Here is a 25,335-nt window from a genome sequence, read left to right as displayed (position 1 = left end):
GCAACAACTTATGAAAATCAGGTACTAAAAATTTAAATCTAGATCGACATATTTGTATCTTTTTTGTCTACATTAGATGAGTATTTTAACATCTATCCTTCATTAATTTGCCAATGCATACATATTGATTAAGCTTTGTAAGTTAATCTTGAAGATTCTTGAATATCTTCAAGATAGTCTTTGTCTAATGGAACGAAAGACAAGACTTGGATTTTTTAATTGTCCTTCTATTTCAATTTCTTTAATTCTCAACTTACCCCTACCCGTTGCAACTTCAATAAAATCAGCACCTATAAAAGTAATCTGTCCTGATATTGCTAAAAAGTTTTCATCTATGGCTAATTCAGCATCCCAAATGATTACTTTTTTGCTTTTAAATTCACAAAATGCACCTGCGTAAGGTCTATTACAAGCATTAATAAGTCGTAAAATCTCTACATTACTCTTATCCCAATTTATTCGACCATCTTCTGGCTTGCGCGGATAACAACGTAATGAATCTCTAGGCTCTTTAGATTGTTGCTCTAAAAAATAGTTGGGATTTTTTTCAAGTTTTTGCAGAGCGATCACAAATAGTTGAGGAATTTTCTCACTCATCCATGAGTGAACTTCAGTAACTTTGGTATTAAGAGTTAGTGGATAGTAATCACGCGCAATAATATCACCGCTATCAATTTCACCACCAATCATTTTATGAATGCACAAGCCTACATAACTTTCTCCATTTAAAATTGCCCATGATTGGCAGGCATTACCACGATAACGGGGTAAATCACCACCGTGTGCGTTGAGAATACCCATTGAGAAAAGATCTATTATTGACTGTGGAATAATCCCAGTATAGTTTAGGCTAACACCAATATTTATAGGTTCCATATCTTGCATAACATCTATCATCTCATTAATGTGATGACTGCAAATAAATGGTATTTTCCACTCATCTGCAAGTGCTAGAAAATCTGATGAGGTTTTAGTGTACTCAAGAGATTCTTTTGCTGTAAAAATTAAAACTACTTCATAACCATTTTTCCTCAGCAGTAATGCAGTTTCATAAAGAATTTCAGTTCTACCAATAATTGCAATACGCATTAACGCAGCTCCGACTCCAACAATAAGATCATTCATTCCTCCTAACTAATTAAATATTTTCTGCTTAATAGGTCTTTAATTCAACAAGAATTTGAAAGTTTTAATACAAAATATTTTTATAGTAAAGTTTCGTTAATAGCTTCACAAGACTTATAAATATTCTTAAGCAATAATGTATTAATATTATTTTTATGTACATATTCGAGTAGTGAAATCAAAACATCTCGTGTTCCTTTTGTGCTTGATTTATTCTGCATTTTATTCAATATATCGATATTTTCAAGATTATTTTTTACTGCAAGATAGCGAATATTGTTTTCTGAATTAAGAAAAACATGAATAGGATGAAAATTAAAGATATTCAAACCTTCGTCTCTAAGATCAATTCGGGTATCTTCAAAATCATATCCAAATGCAAAATGATAATCATCTTCCCAGTTAAACGGAATACGCCATAAGCCATTCCATAGTTTAAATGGTTTCAGTCCTTGATGGTAAGGTAGAAATTGATTAACTTCATAGCACATACCTTTTTCTTTAAATTTATCTAGCAACCAGCCATTTTGAGTAAGGCTATGTGAGCGAACACCAATTGCTTCAGGATATATAGTTTGTAATTCGTCTAAAATATTATCTGGGTTTCCACCTTTTCCTTGTAGAAGTGTATTAAAGTTTGGATGCAGTCCTATTTCAAAAAACGAACGATCACATTTATTTAATACTGGGGAGTTATGCGTGGCAAACAAAGTACATCTTACGTTGTAACTTGAAAAAAGATTGAGTGTATCAGCTATAACAATTTCATTTGCCCAATCAATATCTACAGTAAAAATAATCATAGATTTGGTAGTATATCGCTCAGACAAAAAATGTTTATCTTATGATCAGATATTTGTTCATTAATACGATCTCTGATTTTATTCCCAAAAGCAAAACTCAGAATTATTAAATGCGAAACTGGATTTTCTTTCAAATCATTCATATTCTCGATTGGAACTGGGAAGCCATCAAAATATTTCCCGTAAATACCCGAATCATCATCAAAGAAGCGAAACCCACTAGTCACACCAATTCTCGAAAGATAAGGAATAGCACGTAGAGGGACATAACACCCAAGAGTATTTCCTGCCATGAGACCTTCAGTTATAAATTGATCTAACTGGCTGCTAAGTGACTTCACACTAGATATAAAATCATTAAATTTATTTGTACCACTCTTTGAACTCCAAACCTGGGGATTAGCATTAGAACTTCTAGCTATGCAATATAATACACCACCATATCCACCTTTAAGAATTTCTAATACTTCTAGACCTCCTGCCTCAACTACATTACGCAATGATTCCGCATCAAAATAGTTGAGATGCTCATGCAAAATCATTGAAATGTCGCCAAATGCGATATAGGGCGAACAATCTGGAACAGCAAAGACAACTATTCCGTTAGGGTTAAGATTAGCAATATGGTGAGAAATAAAATCAGATGGATTTGGAATATGCTCTAGGACATCGTAATGCAAGATAACATCTGAGTTGGGAATGGAACTCTGAGTTGGATAAAATTCAGGAATAACCTCAATGTCAAATTCTTTACCTTTTGCAGCAGCAATAGGACTAGGATCGATCATCGCTACTTCATAGCCCTTCTCCTTAAACTTTTTGAGAATATAGCCTCCACCTGCTCCTATCTCTGTAATCCGCTTTGCTTTTGGACTATACTTGGCTAACGCGCTTTCGATACAGGCAATAAAATCGCCGCCATATTGGTCCGCTAGAGAATGCCCTTCTTGCAAATATCCTACATTGTAGTTTTCACGATAAATCCTTTCTAGATAAGTCCACGTTTTCTCGTTACGACTTTGAATAATAAGTTGATAATCCTTAAGAAAATCGAATTCAAATTCAACAAAATCAGGAACAGGATTTATAGGGACGTTAGGTTTTGATGTCATCCGCCAATAAAAAGAAATCTGTCCGAGAGATAGTTTTTCCATAAATTAATTCCAAATCATTTTTTGGTAAACGTCAATAAGCACATCCGTCTGAAAAAACAAATTGTCTTTCGCTAGTATCCCAAGAAGTTGAACATTGTCCAAATTCATATCATAGATAGCGTTACGGATTACTCTAATGTTGTTGATGTTATTAACTGTAGGCATTGGAAATCCGCTATCTAGAAATTCAGCTTTGGAGAAAAGGATTTTTGAATTTTCTAAAAAGCCAAAAAGCTTATACTCATGACTAGCAATTTGAGATGGATCAGACATTTTTACTGTTTCATCGTCCATTAGCATCTCCATACAAATGGGATAACCACCATTTCGACCTGCACCGTGACAATAATTCCTAAAATTGGTAAGCCTATAAGTATGAAATAGCTTATCGTAACAGAAAAAATAGTATAGATCTCCCATCGATTTCGGAGGAACGTCTACCACCATATTGACAACGATTGTTTTTAGTGGCTTGTCATATTTTAAACCCGTAAAATCTACGCCGAGGTAATTCCCCAACATCGGGATATTTCCTGTCCAGATCAGTTGTTCAACATTTTCAATATTTTGATTCTGATCATTACAGCTAAATGTTACACTCCGAACTTTTCCATTACTTTTTTTAAGTTCAATAATTTCTGAACGAGTGAATATTTTTGCACCCGCATCTTTAATTCTATAAATGATCGCTTCCACAATTCGGTACATACCATAGTTTATTGGATAAAGAGCTCTTCGCCCAGATGTACGCTCTTTGGGAAGTGTGCGTTGGTCAGACCAAGCAATATGGTCGCGGAGCAAAGGTGACAAAGTTAATTCACGAGCAAGAATTTCATCGCAGAAAGCAAGACGTGTCATGGGGGTGAATATGGTTGCCATAAAATCAAGCTCAGAGGCTTTCTTCTTATGCACTTTTTCAATAGAAGGAAGAATTGTTTTGCTTGCTGATAATTCCCCAAAGCGCTGTATAGCATAATCATATGCAGTCAAATGAGTTTCCGCAGCATTCTTTAGGTTCTGCTTATCGAGATGTGCCAAAAAATCTGCAAGGCAAGCATGATAATCTTCTTGTGAAAGACTTCGCAAGTCTATGTAAGGTGTGTGTTGTTGGAGTTTGCCATTAAAGTAAATCCCCGCAAGATCGCGTTTGTTATCATCTAATATTTGCCATTCTTCTTCAGGCAAAAGACTAAAAAGGAGGGCATCAAGTTCATCGATACCCGTTTCTAGTAAGTTGTGCATACCATAATCAAAATCGCCCCATTCTCCATAATGAAAACGCCTAAGTAAACCACCTAGCTCATTGTTTTTTTCAATAATAATTATCTTGTCGCCTTGACCTTTGAGGCAAAGAAGTAGGGCGCACAACAATCCTGAAATACCCGAACCACTTATTACAATCTTTCCCGTCATAGTTCAATCCAATGATGTAAGTAAATTGAAGGGAACGACAAAAAAATCTGGGTACTGCTCTAGTATAGTTTCTCGACTTAAATTAAAAACATCTTGATTATTAACTTGAATGTAATACTTATAGTTAATATCATAAGTACCCCATCGTTTCTTAAAGTGATATACCCCTTCTTGTTTAGCCCAAGTTCCACCCCAATTCCACAGACAAAAACCACGTTCTGATGCTTCTACCATTGCATGATAGATCAGTAGACTAAGCGGCTGTTTTTCACGGTATGGCTCACATATCACAGGCATGAAGTATTCTACAGTATTGCGAAAATAAAATAGTAGTAGTGCTGCTACAGGTTCCCCCCCAATGCGGGCAACAAAAATTTTATAATCCCTGCCTGCTTGAAAATATCTTGGAAAGAGACGAAAAAATGTTTCCGACTTTGCTCGTCCACCGATTGATTTCATATTACCGAAATGAATTCTCATGAGAAAATCCACCATATTATTCTCTTCACTTGTTCTAATATAGGATTTTTCTCCTTTACGAATCATATTTCTTGTCTTACTATGAAAAGACTGCATCAGTTGCTCAGCATGGCTTTCTTTATAATCAATACATGTAAACTGTCCAATACGATAATCCGTAATCGAATAACTTAATCCAGATACAGATGTAGTAGAGAGTGGATTACCAACAACCATCGCAGTGCAGATTTCATCTGATAATACAAGCTTATTGTATTCATTTACTAGAGCCTCTGATGCTATCGAATCTGATGCTAATATGCCTCCGTGGCTACCATAATATGGCAAAGAATTCAATACACGCCCCAATAAACCATTTCTCTCAATTATGGGTAATACGCCTCTGATTGTATTGGATTTATCTACCGCTACTAAAGTTGTCTCTTCTCCGCCAGTAATTGATGCAATCATTCTGATATACGGTAAAGAGTAATAAAGCATTGACTCGGAATGACCTGTCACAAAGTTGTTATAGGTATTCTCATCTACTGAGTTGATTTGAACAATAGACAGATCATCTAATTTCATAAAGGTTTGCTGGTCGCTGAATGTGCTGATCCTTCCAAACTGTTAGCGTAAATTCGTAGGGCATATATGACTGATCAAGTATTAATCTGCGCGACAAGTTTTCAGAAACAAAGCTATATATGTCTAAGACATTTTGATGATAAGCACCTGATTGCTGAAAATCGACTATATCCGTCATCATGTTCACTGAGAGATAGACTTTTGTTTTACGAAACAGTTCTTTGATTATCTCGAAAACGATTGTACGGTGCACTGTAAAATCAGCGTTATACAATATATTAAACGCTCCAGAAGAAACGATATAATCAAATTCTCCCTGAATATCAATTGGAGATTCCACGTGAAGGAATTGGGATTTAGGATACTTTAACCGACAAGTTTCGACAAACGTATTAACAGCATCAGCACCATAGTAATCCACATTTTTATAACGCTCATCGAGAAATGGCTTTAGGTGTGCAAGTCCACAACCGTAATCAAGCAATGAGAAATTTCGTTCTTCTCTGATATGACGTGTTAGCGAATGAAACCGAACTTCTTGTCGTCCCTTAGGCCAAAGTACAGCTTGCTGCGAATCACCATACTTTTGAAAAGCATCTTCATATATCTTAAGGATATGCTTCATATAACCCTAAACTTAATTTGCAAATTTGATGACCTATCGGTTATATAAATTAATTCCCTTCAAGCCATATTTCAACATTTAATAACGACCATATCAACAATCGACGATTCTTTTCACCAGAAAGATGCTCACCAATTAGATTCTGCAACGTCTCTCGATCTAACCAGTTATATATTTGGGCATTTCCGCTTATTAGCTTTCGTTTCACAAAGTCGATACTTTCACCTTTGAACCAACTAGCATCTGGGGCTGAAAAACCCTGCTTTGCGGCATTAGTGATATCTTCTGGAACATATTTTGCCATAACATCACGAAGAATCTGCTTGCCATCCTTTGTTTTTTGGAAATACTTGACTTGTTTATTTCCTATCTCATTTTCATTAATCCGCATTACCGAAGACAGTTTATTGAGCTTTAGGTTTACTGGACAACTCATAGCAAAATCCACCAGATTGTTATCCATAAAAGGAACACGAGTTTCCAACCCATGCGCCATACTGAGCTTGTCTTCAATCACAAATAAGCCATGCAAAAAAGTTTTAGCTTCAAAGTATAGTGAGTGATTGATATAGTCTTCTGGTCTTTCAAGTTGGTTATCATGGGTAAAAAAAACATCTCGAAAAATATCTCGTGTCCAGACATCTTTCACATCATTCCAGATAGGGGCAAACACCTTAGCAATTGAGGTATTAGGGATCAGTCTTTGCCAGTAGAAATAATACTGATCTATATAGTCTTCAAAATCTCGACAAACAGTCGCACGATAATAGCGCCATGGATAGCCACCAAAGAGTTCGTCGCCACCTGAACCAGATAGCACAACTTTAACAAACTTACTTGCTAACTGAGCAGCATAGTAATTGGGATAGCTCTGCCCCACTCTTGGTTCCTCAATATGCCAAGCCAACTTAGGTAAACATCGCTCCATGTCACCTGCTTTGAGTACCATTTCATAATGCTCAGTTTTAAATCTAGCCGACATTGCTTCAGCTTTACCTCTTTCATCGAAAGCTAGTTCAATACCTGAAGCTGAACTTAAATCAAAACCACAAGTAAAAGTTTTAATATAAGGTAATTCACGGGATGCTAAAGCGGTGATGGTTCCCGAATCCATGCCACCAGAAAGATACGCTCCTATCTCCACATCCGTTATCAGTTGACGGCTGACCGCTTGACGCATGAGGCGATCTAGTTCTTCGCGATATTCTCTAGGATCGTGTGGATGATCTGGCTCACGGAATCGATAATCCCAATAGTGATGAATTTTGGGAATGCCGTTACTACCGAGTGCAATACGAGCAATACTAGCAGCAGGAAGTAGTTTTACGTTTTCTAATAGGGTGCGATCAGTAAAGATATTTTGAAAGGTAAAATACTCTAGTAAAGCTTTTTTGTCTAACTCTCGTTTAGCCTCAGGATGTGCCAGAATTGCCTTCTGCTCTGAGCCAAATAGGAAAGTCTGCCCCCAACATGCATAGTAAAGAGGTTTGATACCATAGCGATCGCGTACTAAATATAGCGACTGATCACGCTTGTCCCAAATGGCAAAGGCAAACATACCATTAAAGTGGTTAACACAGGCTGCACCCCACTCCACCCAAGCATTGAGAATTACCTCAGAATCGGTACGTGATCGAAACTGATGACCTAAAGACTCAAGTTCTACCCGTAGTTCTTGAAAATTATAGATCTCACCGTTATAGCTTAGAACAACTTCTTGATTTCTCGATATCATGGGCTGATGTCCCGCTGCTGAAAGATCAATGATTGCTAAGCGCCGATGTCCTAAACCAAGGAAACAATCAATATAGAATCCTTCGCCATCAGGACCACGATGGGCGATCGCATCAGTCATTTTTCGCAAGATCACTGGTGAGACAGGCTCACCAGTAAGATTAAAAATGCCAGTGATACCGCACATAAGCTAAATTTCCTTCAGCGCTTTGACCACATATTCATAGTCTTCCGCAGTCATGCGGTTATGCAAAGGGATAGCCATTGTATTGTCATTGCATTGTTTAGCCCCAGGGAAGTCATCTGGCTTTAAGCCCAATAAATCTCGGTAATACCCCAGCATATGGACAGCATGAGTACCTGGACGAGTCGCTATACCTTTAGATTGCAATTGCTCCATGATTTGATTACGAGATACTGGCGCTCTATCTGGATCTACATAGGTGACAAAGGCTTGCCAAGCATGATTGCCATTGGTCGGGAAGCATGGCAATCGTAGCCAAGAAATGTCATACAATTGCTCACGGTAAAACTCAGCCCATTGTTGTCGCTCAGCGATAAATCGATCTAATTTGCCCAACTGAACCAAACCTACAGCCCCTTGAATGTCGGTCATCCGATAGTTAAACCCTAACAAATTAAACTCTGGCAACAAATAAGGACTAGAGCCAGTATGTCTCTGTTCTTCTGAAATACTTGCTCCGTGATTACGGAGAATATTCGCAGTTTCTGCTAAAGCGTCATTGTTGGTGGTCACCATACCACCCTCACCTGTGGTGATAGACTTACGGGGATGAAAAGAGAATGCTCCAGCATCTCCTAACCCACCAGCATGTATACCGTTGAGGCTAGCACCAGCAGCGCAGGCACAGTCCTCAACTAAAAGTACTTCAGGTGGCAGTACTGAACGAATATATGGAATATCAGCACATAATCCAAACAAATGTACTGCGATTACTGCTTTGGTTTTAGGAGTAATGCGTTTAACAAGGTCTTCTGTATTTATGTTATTGGTGACTGGACTAACATCGACAAATACTGGTGTTGCACCACAATAAAGGACAACATTTGCTGTAGATACCCAAGTAAATGCTGGGATGATTACCTCATCACCAGCACCAATACCAGCCGCAGCTAAGATTAAATGTAAGCCAGTCGTGCAACTAGTTGTAGCAAGCGCATGCTTAACTTGATGACGCTTGGCAAAAGCTTTTTCAAATGCAGCTACTTTCGGACCTTGAGTGAGCCATCCAGTTTTTAGAGGTTCACGGACTGCTTGCCACTCGTCATCTCCAGTACTAGGTAAAGAGATCGCAATTTTCCGCTTTTCCATTAGTATTGTCCCCGATTAGCATCACGCCAAGAAATTAGGTTTAGCAGACCATCTCGTAATGAGTCTTTATAAACAAAGCCTAGATCCTTCTTAGCCTTTTCTGGACAACCGATTCGGTTTTGTACTAATCGACGAGCATCATCAGCACTGTAGGGGTTATAAGTAACCTTGAGATCTGATTGCTTGAGTTCCAAAATCAAATTGCACAAATCTCGAATACTGGTCTGTATACCTGTACCTACGTTGTAGAACTGATCCGTAATATCTGCTTGTAGAGCTAGTACATTGCATCTAGCGGTGTCCTGAACTGAAATAAAGTCATAGGCTTGACTGCCATCCCCATTGATTATTGGTGCTTCATTGGCATCTATTTTGTTCAACATGATTGGGATTACGCCTGTATAGGCAGCAGTTTGATCTTGGTGTGGCCCGTATACATTCATGTAGCGTAAACCTACATAACTAAGTCCATAGCGATCATGAAAAGCTCTTGCCATGGCTTCACCAGCGATTTTTGTTGCTCCATAGAAATTACGATTATTAAAGGGATGTTCCTCAGTCATCGGTACTTCTACAGCATCACCATATACTGATGCGGATGACGAATAAACCAATCGTTGGATATTGTTTTTTACACAGGCTTCCAACACATTGAAAGTGCCTTCAATATTGACATGGAAAGCAGTACGCGGAAAATCCTTGCAGTGAAGCAACCACATTGCTGCCAGATGGATAACACCATCAATTCCCTGCATTGCATCATTGAGGACATCGATATCTCTTATGTCCCCTCCTTTAGGATAAATAGTGCATCTGGAATCCTGTAAGTAAGTGGCAATGTTACTGAATTTCCCACGAGCAAAGTTATCATAAATGACTACTTGACCTACATCGGTTTTTAAAAGCTCAGCAACTACATGGCTGCCTATAAAGCCAGCTCCACCAATAACTAGAATATTTTTACCGCGAATGTCCATTAATTAAGTATTTTGATTGAATTACACAAAAATCTATAGCTTATTGATAAATAGCCAACTTGAGAGAATCAATAATTCTCGTGATAGTTACTTCATCCAGTTCTGGCCAAATTGGCAAGCTTAATACCTGTGTACCAAGTTCGTCACTGATAGGATTAGGCGGATACTTACCTGCGTATATAGGGAGTTGATCTTGAGGAATGGGGTAATAGATCATGGTGCTAATACCTTGTGCTGCAAGGGTACTGGCAATTTTGTCCCGATCGCCTTTGAGAATCCGAATTGTATATTGATGGAATACATGCCCAGTTACTACTTCGGGGGCAACTACTTCAGGGATATCTGCTAGCAGTTGGGTGTATAGACTGGCGACACGGCGGCGACCTGCGTTCCACTCATCAATGTGGGGCAGTTTGACCCGCAGGATAGCAGCTTGTAAGGTGTCGAGACGTGAGTTATAGCCAATGATTTCATTGTGATATTTTTTCTTAGCGCCATGAACGCGGAGCATTCTAGCAAGATCAGCGATCGCATCATCATTGGTAGCGATGAGTCCCCCATCTCCGTAAGCCCCAAGATTTTTAGAAGGGAAGAAGGAATATGCACCGACATCACCAATTGTCCCTGTCATTTTGCCTGTAATTTCTGCGCGGATCGAGTCACTACAAGAGTTCTCACAACCTGAGCAGGAACCTGCATAACGAGCACCAAAGGATTGGGCACAGTCTTCAATTACTTTCAATCCATGAGCTTGGGCAATCTCTATAATTTGCGTCATTGCCGCAGGATTACCATAGAGATGCACAGGCATAATTGCCTTAGTCCGAGATGTGATTTTGTCCTTGATTTTGGCAGGATCAATGTTAAAAGTCTTAGGATCAATATCGACAAAAATGGGTGTTGCGCCAACACTACTAATCGACTCAGCCGTAGCAAAGAAGGAAAAAGGCGTAGTAATCACTTCATCGCCAGCACCAATGCCGAGAGATCGCAAGCCAATCACCAGAGCATCTGTCCCAGAATTAACGGCGATCGCATGTTTAACACCTAAATAATTTGCTACCTCTTGCTCGAACTGTTTGACATCGGGCCCCATGATAAATTGACCTGATTCCAATACTCGATCAATTGCCGCATAAATTTCAGATTTGAGGCTTTGGTACTGGGGAGAGAGGTCGAGAATTGGTACTTTTGAATCGCTCATGCTAATTTTTTGACTTCTATATCTGATATTTTTTGGTATTTGTCACCGATTGAGTCTACTGCATATCCTTTAGCATCGAATTCAAGGACATCGCCGTAGGCGCTCATCCAGCCAATGATTTTTGCGGGAACTCCTGCAACCATGGCATAGGCGGGAACGTCTTTAGTAACTACTGCACCTGCGGCAACAAAGGCGCGTTCATTTAAGGTGATGCCGCAGACAATCGTAGCATTTGCACCGATACTCGATCCATGTTTGATTCTTGTCGTTGCATAGTCAGCACTAGTGTTGCGAGGATATTCACAGCGTGGTGTTTTCACATTGGTAAACACCATGCTAGGTCCGCAAAACACATAGTCCTCCAAAATTACGCCTTCATAGAGCGATACATTATTTTGGATTTTGCAGCGATCGCCAATGATCACGTTATCAGCGACAAATACATTTTGGGCGAGGATGCAGTTATTCCCGATTTTGGCTTTGCCCATAATGTGGGAGAAATGCCAGATTTTTGTCCCTGTACCAATATTTGCACCTGCATCCACATAAGCTGACTCATGGGCAAAATAATCAGAACTTGAGGATACCTTAGCAGAATTTATCTCAACCATACATTGCCTCCTGTGCTTTTTCTAAAACTTCCACAACCGCTACCCCATTCCATCCATCGGATCTTGGACGCTGACCTGTAGCAAGACAATCAAGAAAATGTTGACATTCAATTTTGAGTGGTTCTGCTGCGGCTATTTCCACAATCTCACTACCTTGATCCTGATTGTTTAATTCGGCATCAATAGTTTTGTTGTGAATAGTTACGGTTTGGGCAACTTCGTCATAGACCAGCATTTGCTTTTCCGCGAGGACAATGGTCGAGCGCTGAGATAGGGGGTAATACCAAGAGGTATGGACATGGGCAGTTTGACCGCTTGCAAATTGCAGATCGACATGCACATTATCAGCAATGCCCGACTGTAACATCGCATGACCATTGGCTTGAACAGTTTGCAATTTGAGGCTTGTTGAAGAATTTCCTAATAGATCTAAAATCACTGAAACATCATGGGGGGCAAAAGACCACCAGACATTTTCTTCGCGACGAACTTTACCAAGTTTGACTCTCTGGGTAGAGACATGAAAAACTTTGCCCGCCTTACCCGTAGCTAAGTAATCGCGCATCCACGCGATCGCAGGTTGATATAGCAATAAATGTCCCACCATCAAAATGCGATTTTGGCTGTCTGCATACTCTGCAAGATGCCGAGCTTCTGACGTTTTAAGGGTCATCGGCTTCTCAATAAATACATCTTTGCCTGCCTGTAAAACCTGCAAGGCAAGTTTGTAATGAGATGGTGCAGGCGTTGCAAGGACGATCGCTGCATCCGTTTCTAAGGCGGATTGCAGATCGTTGTAAAGAGTCACATCGGGAAAATTGGCTGCTATCCCTGCACGCAGATCTGGACTCATTTCGGCAACACCCGCCAATGCACCGAGGGCATGAAAATTACGGACAAGATTTTTGCCCCAACTACCTGCCCCAACCACAATAACTTTTTGCATAGGTAATTTTTGAGAGTCGTCTCAAGACTCCAGTTTATAAATTTTATAAAAGTGTAACGTTAGAGAGATTACCTTGTAGATGTCTTGTCACGCCACGGGTATCAAGAATTGCCTTAGCTTTAGCAACGAGGTTCGTATAATCGATTTGACTATGATCTGTCAAAATGATGACTATATCTGCATTGGCGATCGCCTCGTCTGTTAGCGGAATTGACTGAAAAATTTGACCACGAATTTTGATCTCAGGCACAAAGGGATCGTGGTAAACAATATGGGCATGATCTTCTAGCAGGCGCTTAATCACATTGATTGAGGGAGATTCACGCCAGTCATCAATATTTTTTTTGTAGGCGACACCCATTACTAAAATAGTGGATCGAGATGGAGCAACCCCAACTTGGTTAAGTACACGCCACGCCTTCTCCCTGACAAATTCGGGCATGCGCCGATTAATTTCACCTGCCAAGGCAATGAAATGGGTTTCAAAATTAAATTCCTTTGCTTTCCACTCTAAGTAGTGAGGATCGATGGGAATACAGTGACCGCCCACCCCTGGACCTGGATAAAATGGCATGATACCAAAGGGCTTAGTATTAGCCGCATCTAGCACTTCCCAGACATTAAGCCCCATGCGATCGCAAAGGATTGCCAACTCATTAACAAGGGCAATATTGACCGCCCGAAACGTATTTTCAAAGACTTTGACTAACTCAGCGGCTTTCGCACTGCTAACAGGAACCACATGATCAATAGTCTGTTCGTAAAATAGCTTGGCAATTGCTAGGGAATGTGGATCGGACGCACCAACCACTTTATTCGTATTTTTGGTGGTGTAGCGTAGATTACCGGGATCAACTCGCTCAGGTGAGTGGGCTAAGAAAAAATCTTCTCCTTGCTTTAGTCCACTCACCTGTTCCAAGATTGGTCGCATTACCTCATCAGTTGTTCCAGGATAGGTAGTAGATTCAAGCGTAATTAATTGCCCTGCTCTCAAATATTTGGCTAATTCTTGTGTAACCGACTCAATATAGCTCAAGTTCGGTGTGAGGTTTTTCGTAAGTGGCGTAGGAACACAAATAACGATCGCATCCATTTGTGACACTAATTCATAACTTGTCACAGCTTTGAGATTGCCACTGTCAACTATGGCTTTTAGCTCTTCGGATTTGACATCAGGAATATAGTTGTCAGCTACATTCACTTGTGCTGCACGCTGAGGATTTTGCTCAAAGCCAATCACAGAATAGCCTACCTTTGCTTTTTCGACAGCAAAAGGTAGGCCAACATAACCAAGCCCGATAACGCCTACTAGCGCTGAATGATCTTTAATTTTGGTTTGCAAATTTGCAAAAGTGGATGGTTGCTCCACGTTTATAGCCTTCATACACACATAATCAAGTAAAGTTAGACAAGCAAGCGTTTAATAAGTCTATCAGCGTTGATCAAAATAACTCATGTGTGGCATCAATGGAATTTGGAGTCGTGAGCCATAAAGATATGAAAGTGCTAGTGAAACAACGCCTAAACTCAGTACTATCAGAACTTGTGCAATTGCAAGCTAAAGATAAAAATTACCAGCTTCTCCAGTTTAAAAGTCTAGTGAGTGCTTATCAATATAATCATCTCTATAATTTGGTGTTACGCTACGCCGAAATTGGCAAGCATGTATTGGATTGGGGTTGTGGTAATGGTCATTTCTCGTACTTTCTGCTCCAGTCGGGATACCATACTTCGGGTTTTTCCCTTAATCCCTGCCCACCCCTAAATAGATTGCAAAGTAATGATTACTATTTCACACAGGGCAATGCCGATGAGCCAGTTAAGCTGCCCTATGAAGATTTTTCGTTTAATACTGTTGTGTCTGTGGGAGTTTTAGAGCATGTCCGTGAAACTGGTGGTTGTGAAATAGAAAATCTCAAAGAGATTTATCGAATCTTAAAACCCGATGGTTACTTTATTTGCTATCACTTCCCTAACCAATTTAGTTGGGTCGAGGCACTAGCATCCTTAATTCCACATAAATATCATCATCAATATCGATATACCTCTGGGGATATCTACAAGCTTTGCCAGCAGTCAGGATTAGAAGTCGTAGAAATAAAAACATATGGCTTCTTGCCCAGAAATTGGTTGGGGAATTTACCACCTAAAATTGCGAATTCAATACAATTAGCAAAACTCTACAATAATCTTGATAATTTACTTTCAAAAATATTTTCACCACTATGTCAAAACTATTGGTTTGTCGCTCGCAAAAATCTAATTTGAAGTAATTGCTTGCTCTCTTTTTTAGTATTTGTTCAAAATATATCAATAATATTTAATGTGTGGCATCAGTGGAATTTGGAATCGTGTTCAAAAACCTGTAGACAGATCACTTTTGCGGGATTTTACCCAAGTCATCGCTCACCGAGGACCTGATGATAGTGGCTATTATTTTGATGATGATTGTGGTTTAGGTTTAGGACACCGTAGGTTATCAATTATTGATTTGTCATCGGCAGGGCATCAACCAATGGCTAGTGGCGATCAAAAATATTGGTTGGTATATAACGGTGAAATTTATAACTATTTGGAACTGACAGCTGAACTAGTAGATCTGGGATATCAGTTCCGTAGTCATTCTGATACAGAGATGATTTTGGCTGCATATCAAGCATGGGGTTATGCTTGCCTCGACCGTTTTAACGGTATGTTTGCCTTTTTGTTATGGGATAGCAGCAAACAATTACTATGGGCAGCCCGCGATCGCTTCGGGGTGAAACCACTATATATATGGGAGCAATCACCTAACTTCATTGCTTTTGCGTCGGAAATTAAACAGTTTACAAAACTGCCTAACTGGAAAGCTCAAGCAAACCCCCAACGCTGCTACGACTTCCTTGCCTATGGAATGCTTGATCACACTAGTGAAACAATGTTTAAAGATGTTTGGCAATTACGCGGTGGGCAATATTTAACGCTCAATAGCGATCGCCAAGATGCTGATTTTGGCAAGCTCACCGTAAAACAGTGGTATAGCCTGCCATCACACCAACAAGATCTCTCAATGCCAGAAGCAAAGCAACAGCTTCAAAATTTGTTGAAGGACTCAGTCAAACTAAGGTTAAGAGCAGATGTCACCGTTGGTTCTTGTCTATCAGGTGGGCTGGATTCCACATCAATCGTTTGCCTTAGCGATCAATTACGCCAAGAGTCAGCAAATAATATTCCTTTTCAAACCTTTTCTTCCTGTTTTGATGATCTTCGCTACGATGAGCGACAGTACATTAAGGATGTAATTGCCCAAACACAAGTACACCCAAACTTCATTTTCCCCAATGCTAGCGAATTATTTGAGGAACTTGATCATCTAACATGGCAGCAAGATGAACCTTTTGGTTCAACCAGTATCTTCGCTCAATGGTGTGTATTTCGACAGGCGGGACAATCTGGTGTAAAAGTTATGCTTGATGGGCAGGGGGCAGATGAATTATTAGCGGGATATACGAAGTTTTATGCAGCCCTATTTGCAAATTTATTTAGAAAATGGCATTGGTGCAAACTAGTTAATGAGTTAATTACCTGCCGCCGTTACCAAAATGCAACGGAAATCCAACGCATGATCGAGCCACTACTCCCTATATGGGTGCGCCAACCGCTACGTCGTCTATTAGGCTATGCGTCAGAGACTGCTGTGCCTAGTTGGCTCAATGGTAGTTACTTACAAGCTTTGGGGGTTGCGCCACAGGTGAGTGCTAAATTTGCGCTCACTACCCCAACATCAATTCATCAGCTATCACACCTACAGATCACCTCTACCAGCGTACCTATGCTTTTGCATTGGGAAGATCGTAATTCAATGGCCCATTCTGTTGAATCGCGCGTGCCATTCTTAGACTATCGACTCGTTGAATTTGCTTATTCTCTTGATGACACCACCAAAATTCGGCAAGGGCAAACTAAAGCAGTTTTGCGTGAGGCAATGCGTAATATCATCCCTGAATCAATCCGCACTCGTCAGGACAAAATGGGCTTTGTCACACCTGAATCTCAATGGATAAAACATGGATTAAGCGATCGCTTTGAGATAGAGTTGCAAAAGGCAATAGCAAGTTTAGGTCAATGGGTACAGCCTGATGTGCTTCAAAAAATCTTTCAAGCAACACTTGATGGTAATTCAGGAATGCAAGGTGTGATCTGGCGTGTAATTAGCTTCAGTCGGTGGTTAAAGGTATTTGATGTGAAAATATGAAAGCGCCTATGAAAATTTTGATGATTTCTACATTAAACCTATCACTACCTAATGGGGGGACAGTTCACTTTACTTCGATCGCTAAGGAATTTCGACTTGCAGGACATACGGTTGATGCAATCATTCCAAGTACAGGTGATTCTCATCAAAATCAGTTAATTGCTGATAAATTTTTTGATAATGTCACATTTACGTCATCTTTAACCCGAATTATTCCTGTTGGTAAAACCAGTCTTAATAGTCTGGCGCAAATTTTGACAATCCTTTTGCAAAGATCAGATCGCTATGATTGGGTATATTTGCGTAGTAGCATCATCTCAGCGCTGTCGGTTGCTGCCTTACGCATCAAAGGATTTCGTCATATTGTGACCGAACAAAATGGCTGGTTTGCTGATGAATTAGTGCAAATGGGAGTTTCTCGTCCTTGGCTTGATGTAATTAAGTACATGCAATTACTTGATGCGCGTCTAGCTACTTTTGTAATTACTGTAGTCGAAGGAATAAAAGAAAAACTTATTGAACATGGGTTGCCTCAAGAAAAAGTATTGGTAGCAGGTAATGGTACTGATCCTAAAATCTTTTATCCTTTGCCACGACAAGAGATTCTCCAGAAATATAAACTTGATCCTACTTACTTTTATTTGGGTTTAATTGGAGATCTTGAGCGTTGGAAAGGTGCAGAACTGGCTATTCAAGCAATGCCTATTATTTGTGAAGTATACCCTCAAGCAAAACTGTTGGTAGTAGGTAGTGGTCGCCAGTTAGGTTATTTGCAGGAAACCTATCGTGATCTTGAATGCGTATCCTTTATGAATGAAGTTCCTTATGAGCAGTCTAATGAGTATATTAATTGTTTTGATATAGCTTTATTACCGTTATTAGAATTTTCAAATATTGGCTTTTCTCCAATTAAGCTATATGCTTATGCAGCTTCGGGAAAGCCTATTTTATCCTCTAACTTTCGTGGTGTTCGGGAGCTAGAATCACAAGGATTTATTACTTTGCATGAAAATGGCAACTATCACGATTTAGCAAATCATGCGATCACCATGATTTCAAATCCCGATCAATTGGGAATAATGGGTAAAACTGCCCGTAATTATGCAGAAAAGAATTTTACGTGGGAAGAGATCGCAAGCAAAATTCTTCAGCGTATGCGTCATGTATAGCAATTGTTTCATGTCATATATACTGAACTTCACCCTTCATTAGCACTAACTTTTTAACCTAATTAATATGCAACATTCTTCATTAAAGATCTTAACAATCGTTGGAGCAAGACCTCAGTTTATCAAAGCTGCTGCAGTATCTAGAATTGCTAGATCTCTAGAACATATTACCGAGGTCTTAGTACATACAGGACAACATTACGATCAAAATATGTCCGATGTATTTTTTACGGAACTTGATATTCCTAAACCTAATTACCATCTCGGTATTGGCTCAGGTACACATGGTATCCAAACAGGCAAAATGCTCGGAGCAATTGAAGAAGTTTTAGTTAAAGAAAAACCAGATTGGGTATTAGTTTATGGAGATACAAATTCTACATTGGCAGGAGCACTTGCAGCAACAAAACTACATATTCCCATAGCCCATGTGGAAGCAGGTTTAAGATCTTTTAATCGTAAGATGCCTGAAGAAATAAATCGAGTGCTAACTGACCATGCTGCTAATTTATTGTTTACTCCTACAGAAGTTGCTAATCAAAATCTATATAAAGAAGGTATTGCAAGTAATCTAATTCATCTCGTTGGAGATGTTATGTATGATGCGTCTCTTTATTATGTTAAAAAGGCAGAATTAGCTAGTCACATTCTGGATAGCTTGAAGCTACAACCTCAAAAATATATCTTAAGCACAATACATCGAGCGGAAAATACTGACACCAGCGATCGCCTAACTGCAATTATTGAGGCTTTGAGTAAACTCAGTCAAGAAATTCTTGTGGTTTTACCTTTGCATCCAAGAACTAAAAAAATCTTAAAAGATCTACAGATGCTAGACAAAATCCCAGAAACATTACGCTTAATAGATCCAGTTAGTTATTACGATATGATTCTGCTGGAAAAAAACTCAAAAATGATCGTTACAGATTCTGGTGGTATCCAAAAAGAAGCTTATTTCTATCAAGTACCTTGTATCACTTTACGTGATGAAACTGAGTGGGTGGAACTAGTTGATGCAGGATGGAATCACTTAGTCGCACCGACATCCAGTAGCGAAATCTATCAAAAAATCAAAAATCAAATGTGTCAACCAATACCATCATCTACCAATAATTTATATGGTGATGGAACAGCCGCTTCAAAAATTTTGGAAGTGTTATAGCGATTATTTACACACAATATGAGGCAATATTGCTAGGCTCCAAAATCCATAGAAATGCTTGAATAAAAGCCCAAGAGATGAATGGCAGCGCAAAGTGCTGCCATTCATCTCTTGGGCTTTTATGTCCTAAACAAAACTTAAAAAAACGTCAGTTCAACGAAGGCGAAAAATGGTAAAAATCGCTAAGCGATTTTTACCATTTTTCGCCATTTGTGCGGCGCTTCACACCGCGCAAATGGTGCTATCGAACTCACGTTAAAAAATGATAGGGCGGTAGGGCTTGGCTCCATGAAATTTGCCAATGGGGATGTTTTTCTTGCCACGATCGCAAAGCCTCTTGCAAATACTCAACCTGCGATCGCGGCAATAAGGCATAAACACGCACATCCTCTGAACCTTGCGTTTCCACGTGCTGAAATTCAGGCGAATATTCAGGATTTAAATTATCAGGATTTAAATGGTCAGTAATGGTCTGACGATAGTCCAGAACCTCCTTTTGTAGTTGCGATCGCCATTGTTCCTGTTGTAAATATTGCGATCGCTTTGCGAGTAGATAGTCTTTACCCTTAAGATTTGTCGCTACCTCCAGCTTAGGCGCGATCGCATTGCCCGTAATCAAATATTCGGCATAGCCATCTAGTCTTTGTAAACTGGCGAATAGCCTCTCACCCTCCGTTTGTAAATAGGTCTCTAAGGCATCGATAGAAACAAAAGCTGTGCCGAAGCGTAAAGGTAAAAGTGTGCGCTGGTTAAACAGTTCACAAATTAAGCGATCATGGTGAATAATCGCCTGCATCAAAGATTGCTCAGGCAATAGCTTCATCGCTTCGATATCCACATCTGTTTCAATTGCTGCAATCAGGCGATCGCATTGCAAATATTGAATGGGCTTGCCCGTAATTCCCAACGGTCGCTCATCTGGTGCTGGCGCAAGCAAAATCGCAAAAGTATAAAGCATTTTTCTCTTTTCCTTTCTCCTTTTTCCTTGGACAAAGGCTATCTTCTGAGCTTAATCTGTTTCGGAACCTTGATGGCGTGGGTTTTATGGAAGTCGTCTTGCACCTTAGCAGTCAGACTTTTAGAGACACGCTGGACAATGAAACCGAGGACGCTATCCCCTGTTTTCTGAATCATATCCATCGATAATTTCTGGATAAAGGCGGGAAAGTGAAGGGAAACCGTCAGATTTAAGTCCCATTCAATCGATGTAATTAAGGGATCATTACCGAGCTTTTCCCCAGCCCGTAATTCCAAAGTTTTTTCCTCCAAGCGCATCTCCGCTTGAAAATCCACTTCATAGCCCTGCGGTTTCTGATCGGGAATGGGAATAGTCACAATCCGATAAACACTATTGGCATCGGGAGGCAACAAATTTAGCCCCACCCTTGCGTCAACCTGAAAGCCTAAGGCTCCCACCTTACCAATCCCCATCGCATAGCCAGTTTCCCCGATCGGATCAGCTTTAAAGGGATGGGCACAGCGTCGAAACCATCCTTGATGGGCATCTAAATATTTCATTACCGTTTGCTTATCGGCAAACAGATCCATATTGCCAATGTAATGATTATGAAAATGTCTCATTTCCGAGTTAGGATCAGCGCCCTGCAATAAATCCTTAGACTGAGCTAAGTGATCTGCATTTGCATTTTCAGCATCGGGATCTTGGAGATCGTCAGCAGAATCATCACCAGTGCCATATTCCGAGAACATGGAGGCTTCCTGTGCAGGCGTTAATACAAACTCAGAGTCATCCTCCCCCGTTGTCTCTGAAGTGAAATCTAGATTTGCAGGCGATCGCATTGGTTCTTGCTGCATGACAAATACCTTAAAAACTGCTGTTGGATCTCTGAGATGAGAATATAACGCATCTCAGATTTTGCTTACTAGAGCGTATCCTGCCGAAGACAAGACACCCTCTTACTTTAAAAAAGCTATATTTCAATCATAATAGTGCTAGCAGTTAGATTAGTGAAAGCCTATGGCAACTCGTACAGCAGTAATGGAAGCCGTCGAAAAGCTCAACTATCAGGTCACGATAGGGGATGTGGCGGCACAGTCTGGACTTGATTTAAATACCGCTCAACGGGAAATATTAGCCCTTGCCTCGGAAACAGGTGGCAATCTCCAAGTTGCCGAGTCGGGCGAGATCGCCTATAAATTTGCGCCAAATTTCCGCCAAATCCTAGTCAGTCGTTCATTTTGGCTACAGGTCAAGGAATGGCTTAAAGGTGTTTGGAAATGGGTATTTTACGGAATTCGGATTTCTTTTGGCATTTTGCTAATTGTCTCGATTATTATCGTGGTGCTAGGCATTATTGCCGCTACGATCGCCTTGAATAGCCAAAAGAATGACAATGACCGTGATGATCGTCGTAGTGATCGCGGTGGTGGCGGCGGATTTATCTGGCTAGGGGGCTGGGGCAATCCCTTTGGTAATCCGTTTATCATGTTCGATCCTTACTACTACGAGCCAGAGCGCATCCGCCAACGCGATCCCGATGAAATGGGCTTTTTAGAAAGCGTATTTTCATTTTTATTTGGTGATGGCAATCCTAACGCTGATCTCGAAGAGCGTCGTTGGCGCGAGATTGCAGCGATGATTCGCAGTAATAATGGTGTCGTCGTTGCTGAGCAAATTGCCCCCTATCTCGATGAAACTAGCCGCCTAGAAGGTGATGAATATTTTGTGATTCCTGTCTTGTCCAAATTTAACGGTTTCCCCGAAGTTAGTGATGCGGGAACCCTTGCCTATAAGTTTCCTGACTTACAAAAAGTTGCCTCCGAGCGCAAAGCCAAGGTTAATCATTCCTATTTGCAAGAAAAGCTCTGGCAGTTTAGCCAAGCGTCTCAAGGCAAGATTGCCCTAGCGATCGGTTTAGGTGTTTTCTATCTAGTTGCCTCGCTCTATTTGGGCAGTTTGTTAGGTAATCCCAGATTAGCCACATCTCTGGTTGGATTTTTAGGCTTTATCAAAGCTGCCTATGGATTCTTGCTAGGTTATGCCGTTTTGTTCTTGTCTACGCCTTTGGTGCGCTATTTTGTCTTGCAGTATTTGAATGGTGGGATTAGCGATCGCAACCAAAAACGTGCCGCCCGTGCTGAGCAACTCCAAAATCCCTCATCGACTCTGCGCGAAAAGCTGAACTTTGCGCGTACCTTTGCCACTAAGCAAGAGGTAATCGATCAAAATAATCTTGCCTACACCACTGAGCAGGATTTGACGGATCAAGAATATGCAAAAATGCTCAAGGAAAATAAAAATACTTAAAATCTTCTTTGACAAATCCCAAAATATTAAGAGGTGTTGCGTTGCAACACCTCTTAATATTTTGGGATTTGTATCATAAAAATGCTGGCTAAAGTTATATTTAACCCAAGTTGCTACCTATTAAAAATCGGCTCAAAACAAGTTAAAAACAGCCTCGCTAAGTCCAAAATGACGCTATTTTTATATAAAAATCTAGCATTTTTTATTTTAACTTTAGTCTTAAATGAATAGGTAGCAACTTGGGTTATTTAAATCAACTATCAATGTGACTAAATGCTTCTAGCAAGAGGTTTATAAAATGCCAGAATTAGCGCAGTATTTTACTCCTGAATTTTCCACGACAAACGAGTACAGTCCCAAGGATGCAATTGCCTTTGCCTCTGCCTGTGCGCTTGCCTATGCCTATAACCCTAAAGATGATAAAGAGTATTGGGAAAGGGATGGTAACAAGTATAGTCAACCATTTAATCAAGCATCATGGGGATTTACTAACTTTCAATTCTTCAATAAAAATCTGGGAGTATCTATTGACACTCAAGGTTTTGTTGCCGAAAAGGAGGGAAACCTTATTATTGCTTTTCGAGGTAGCGAATCTACTACAGATTGGATTACTAATATCAAACTTGTTACCGATCCAGGACCTTTGTTGAATAGTCGCGTCCATGAAGGATTTCAAGATGCTCTTTACCCTGTCGTAATCTCAATTATCTCCGCAATTTATAAATTCGATCCCAACCGAACCAAAAATATTTGGATTACTGGTCACAGCCTTGGTGGAGCCTTAGCAGTATTAATGACAGCAATGCTATCCATTGAAAAAGTTAATGTGCGAGGTCTCTATACCTTTGGTACGCCTCGTGTTGGCAATAAGAATTTTGCAAATCAGTTGGATACAAACTTTAATGGCACACATTTTCGCGTTGTCAATCAAGGCGATCTAGTTCCCCACGTTCCATTTGAAGCACAAGGATTTTATCACGCAGGGAAGCGCATCATTTTCGATACCAATGGCGATCGCATTCAAGGTAACACTGATGAGAAATGGAATAATTTGAAAGCACAGAACGAGAATGAATCTATTTTGAATGAAGTTGTCTACGACGTACGCAATTTTAAGGATTTCTTCGCAGCTTGGTTCAAACTGATCCCACAAAAAGAGCTAGCAGTCAAGGAATATCATGTTCTGCTTAGGGCAACCGCACACGTTTCTTAACAAACTAGTAAGCATTTTTAACAAGGAGAAAAAGGTAGAAACGAGAGAATAGAGAATATTTAGAATGAGCAGCCCAAAATGCTAGATACAGTCAACCCCATCGGATTAATCGAAACCCACTTTGGGAACTTGCAAGATCCCAGAGCAGCACACGGTATCCTGCATAAGCTGCTCGACATATTGATAATCACGATTTGTGCAGTGATCTGTGGAGCTGATAATTTCATCGCAATCGCCGAATATGGCAAAGAGAAAGAAGAATGGTTAAAGACATTTTTGGAATTAGCCAACGGCATACCATCAGTAGATACATTCGAGAGATTATTTGCGAGACTAAAGCCAGAAGAATTGCAAAAAAGCTTTATTAGTTGGATGGAAGCAGTCCATAAATCAACCGATGGAGAATTGATTAACATAGATGGCAAAACTCTGAGAGGGGCAAAGGGATCAGGAAATTCACGTAGTCTGATTCATATGGTGAGTGTGTGGTCAGCATCACAACATTTGGTATTGGGACAGAAAAAAGTAGACGAGAAATCCAATGAAATAACAGCGATTCCATCATTGCTAAAAATGTTAGCGATACGAGGTTCAGTGGTGAGCATAGATGCAATGGGATGTCAGACCGAAATCGCGAAAACAATCATCGAAGAGGGAGCAGATTATGTGTTAGCGCTGAAAGGCAATCAAGGTAATCTCCATAAAGATGTGCGTGAACTATTTACCTCTGCACGAGAACAGAACTTCAAAAATATTGAACATCAGTTCTATGAAACGGTTGAGAAAGGACATGGGCGCATTGAAACCCGTCGCTATTGGACAATGGGTAATACCGAATACTTAATTGGTGCGGAGAAATGGATAGGTTTGAAAAGTATTGGTATGGTTGAATCAGATCGAATTATAAATGGAACTATTTCTACTGAACAGCGATACTATCTGCTTAGTCTTGAGAGTGATGTCCACAGATTTTCCCAATCTGTCAGAAATCACTGGAGTATTGAAAATCGACTACATTGGATTCTCGATGTTGGCTTTAATGAGGATGCTTCTCAATCCTGTCGAGGCTATATTGCCGAAAACTTAGCTGTTATACGTCATATCAGTTTAAATTTGTTGTCAAGAGATAAAACTAGTAAGGTCGGGGTCAAGACTAAACGTCTTAAAGCTGGCTGGAACAATAACTATCTTAAGGATGTCCTAAGTGCCTTAAACATAGTCGCTGTCTAAATCTCGTTAATTGTTAAGAAACGTGTGCGGTTGCCCTAATGTTCTGCTCAGTAAGGATGGTTATTTGGCAAGACTGAAGAAGGATTT

Annotated in this window: 22 protein-coding genes; 7 read left to right on the top strand and 15 right to left on the bottom strand. The window is 40.1% G+C overall.

Features of this window, described 5'->3' with window-relative positions:
• Positions 1-168: 168 nt before the first annotated feature.
• The 13 genes from NMG48_RS10555 to NMG48_RS10495 all read right to left on the bottom strand — a co-directional run bounded on the left by NMG48_RS10555 (position 169) and on the right by NMG48_RS10495 (position 14,356).
• Complete coding sequence (locus tag NMG48_RS10555; protein ID WP_271255178.1) at positions 169-1,125, bottom strand: methionyl-tRNA formyltransferase; 957 nt, start codon at positions 1,123-1,125, stop codon at positions 169-171.
• An 80-nt stretch (positions 1,126-1,205) separates the two neighbouring features.
• Positions 1,206-1,928, bottom strand: coding sequence for a polysaccharide deacetylase WbmS family protein (locus tag NMG48_RS10550; protein WP_271255177.1), 723 nt, complete (start codon positions 1,926-1,928; stop codon positions 1,206-1,208).
• Positions 1,925-3,082: a class I SAM-dependent methyltransferase gene (locus NMG48_RS10545; protein WP_271255176.1), complete on the bottom strand. Its 1,158-nt coding sequence runs from the start codon at positions 3,080-3,082 to the stop codon at positions 1,925-1,927. Before NMG48_RS10545 ends, NMG48_RS10550 begins: the two co-directional genes overlap by 4 nt.
• A gap of 3 nt (positions 3,083-3,085) precedes the next feature.
• Entirely contained in the window at positions 3,086-4,495 is a 1,410-nt protein-coding gene (locus tag NMG48_RS10540) for an NAD(P)-binding protein (protein ID WP_271255175.1), read from the bottom strand.
• A gap of 3 nt (positions 4,496-4,498) precedes the next feature.
• Positions 4,499-5,542: a GNAT family N-acetyltransferase gene (locus NMG48_RS10535; RefSeq protein WP_271255174.1), complete on the bottom strand. Its 1,044-nt coding sequence runs from the start codon at positions 5,540-5,542 to the stop codon at positions 4,499-4,501.
• Entirely contained in the window at positions 5,529-6,167 is a 639-nt protein-coding gene (locus tag NMG48_RS10530) for a class I SAM-dependent methyltransferase (RefSeq protein WP_271255173.1), read from the bottom strand. The genes NMG48_RS10535 and NMG48_RS10530 overlap by 14 nt, the downstream gene beginning before the upstream one ends.
• Positions 6,168-6,216: 49 nt before the next feature.
• Entirely contained in the window at positions 6,217-8,088 is a 1,872-nt protein-coding gene (gene asnB, locus NMG48_RS10525) for an asparagine synthase (glutamine-hydrolyzing) (protein ID WP_271255172.1), read from the bottom strand.
• 3 nt (positions 8,089-8,091) lie between these two features.
• On the bottom strand, positions 8,092-9,234 hold the full coding sequence (locus tag NMG48_RS10520; RefSeq protein ID WP_271255171.1) for a DegT/DnrJ/EryC1/StrS family aminotransferase: 1,143 nt from the start codon (positions 9,232-9,234) through the stop codon (positions 8,092-8,094).
• Complete coding sequence (locus tag NMG48_RS10515) at positions 9,234-10,211, bottom strand: SDR family NAD(P)-dependent oxidoreductase (protein ID WP_271255170.1); 978 nt, start codon at positions 10,209-10,211, stop codon at positions 9,234-9,236. Before NMG48_RS10515 ends, NMG48_RS10520 begins: the two co-directional genes overlap by 1 nt.
• A gap of 40 nt (positions 10,212-10,251) precedes the next feature.
• Positions 10,252-11,415, bottom strand: a complete 1,164-nt coding sequence (locus NMG48_RS10510) for a DegT/DnrJ/EryC1/StrS family aminotransferase (protein ID WP_271255169.1) — start codon at positions 11,413-11,415, stop codon at positions 10,252-10,254.
• A complete protein-coding gene (locus tag NMG48_RS10505) occupies positions 11,412-12,026 on the bottom strand; it encodes an acyltransferase (protein ID WP_271255168.1) in 615 nt (204 codons plus the stop codon). The genes NMG48_RS10510 and NMG48_RS10505 overlap by 4 nt, the downstream gene beginning before the upstream one ends.
• Positions 12,019-12,972, bottom strand: a complete 954-nt coding sequence (locus tag NMG48_RS10500) for a Gfo/Idh/MocA family protein (protein WP_271255167.1) — start codon at positions 12,970-12,972, stop codon at positions 12,019-12,021. Before NMG48_RS10500 ends, NMG48_RS10505 begins: the two co-directional genes overlap by 8 nt.
• A gap of 43 nt (positions 12,973-13,015) precedes the next feature.
• The gene (locus NMG48_RS10495; RefSeq protein WP_271255166.1) at positions 13,016-14,356 is read right to left on the bottom strand and encodes a nucleotide sugar dehydrogenase; all 1,341 of its coding nucleotides are present in this window, start codon (positions 14,354-14,356) and stop codon (positions 13,016-13,018) included.
• Positions 14,357-14,439: 83 nt separating this feature from the next.
• Here NMG48_RS10495 and NMG48_RS10490 point away from each other — a divergent pair, with 83 nt between their 5' ends.
• The 4 genes from NMG48_RS10490 to wecB all read left to right on the top strand — a co-directional run bounded on the left by NMG48_RS10490 (position 14,440) and on the right by wecB (position 19,537).
• Positions 14,440-15,240: a class I SAM-dependent methyltransferase gene (locus NMG48_RS10490; RefSeq protein WP_271255165.1), complete on the top strand. Its 801-nt coding sequence runs from the start codon at positions 14,440-14,442 to the stop codon at positions 15,238-15,240.
• A gap of 55 nt (positions 15,241-15,295) precedes the next feature.
• Complete coding sequence (gene asnB / locus NMG48_RS10485) at positions 15,296-17,206, top strand: asparagine synthase (glutamine-hydrolyzing) (RefSeq protein WP_271255164.1); 1,911 nt, start codon at positions 15,296-15,298, stop codon at positions 17,204-17,206.
• 8 nt (positions 17,207-17,214) lie between these two features.
• On the top strand, positions 17,215-18,375 hold the full coding sequence (locus NMG48_RS10480) for a glycosyltransferase family 4 protein (protein ID WP_271255163.1): 1,161 nt from the start codon (positions 17,215-17,217) through the stop codon (positions 18,373-18,375).
• 67 nt (positions 18,376-18,442) lie between these two features.
• Positions 18,443-19,537 carry a non-hydrolyzing UDP-N-acetylglucosamine 2-epimerase gene (wecB, locus tag NMG48_RS10475; protein ID WP_271255162.1) on the top strand — a complete coding sequence of 365 codons (1,095 nt, stop codon included), beginning with the start codon at positions 18,443-18,445 and terminating at the stop codon, positions 19,535-19,537.
• 250 nt (positions 19,538-19,787) lie between these two features.
• Here wecB and NMG48_RS10470 read toward each other — a convergent pair whose 3' ends face one another.
• Both NMG48_RS10470 and NMG48_RS10465 read right to left on the bottom strand, forming a co-directional pair.
• A complete protein-coding gene (locus NMG48_RS10470; protein ID WP_271255161.1) occupies positions 19,788-20,495 on the bottom strand; it encodes a GvpL/GvpF family gas vesicle protein in 708 nt (235 codons plus the stop codon).
• 38 nt (positions 20,496-20,533) lie between these two features.
• Entirely contained in the window at positions 20,534-21,352 is an 819-nt protein-coding gene (locus tag NMG48_RS10465; protein ID WP_271255160.1) for a DUF1997 domain-containing protein, read from the bottom strand.
• Positions 21,353-21,515: 163 nt separating this feature from the next.
• Here NMG48_RS10465 and NMG48_RS10460 point away from each other — a divergent pair, with 163 nt between their 5' ends.
• The 3 genes from NMG48_RS10460 (at position 21,516) to NMG48_RS10450 (ending at position 25,248) form a co-directional block, all read left to right on the top strand.
• Positions 21,516-22,805, top strand: coding sequence for a hypothetical protein (locus NMG48_RS10460; RefSeq protein ID WP_271255159.1), 1,290 nt, complete (start codon positions 21,516-21,518; stop codon positions 22,803-22,805).
• 298 nt (positions 22,806-23,103) lie between these two features.
• The gene (locus NMG48_RS10455) at positions 23,104-24,018 is read left to right on the top strand and encodes a lipase family protein (RefSeq protein ID WP_271255158.1); all 915 of its coding nucleotides are present in this window, start codon (positions 23,104-23,106) and stop codon (positions 24,016-24,018) included.
• 78 nt (positions 24,019-24,096) lie between these two features.
• Positions 24,097-25,248: an ISAs1 family transposase gene (locus tag NMG48_RS10450; RefSeq protein ID WP_271252233.1), complete on the top strand. Its 1,152-nt coding sequence runs from the start codon at positions 24,097-24,099 to the stop codon at positions 25,246-25,248.
• Positions 25,249-25,335 lie beyond the last annotated feature (87 nt).

The sequence above is a fragment of the Pseudanabaena sp. Chao 1811 genome (assembly GCF_027942295.1).
Taxonomy (GTDB): domain Bacteria; phylum Cyanobacteriota; class Cyanobacteriia; order Pseudanabaenales; family Pseudanabaenaceae; genus Pseudanabaena.
Note: the sequence above shows the minus strand (reverse complement) of the source record. Positions and strands in the feature narration are given on the sequence as shown.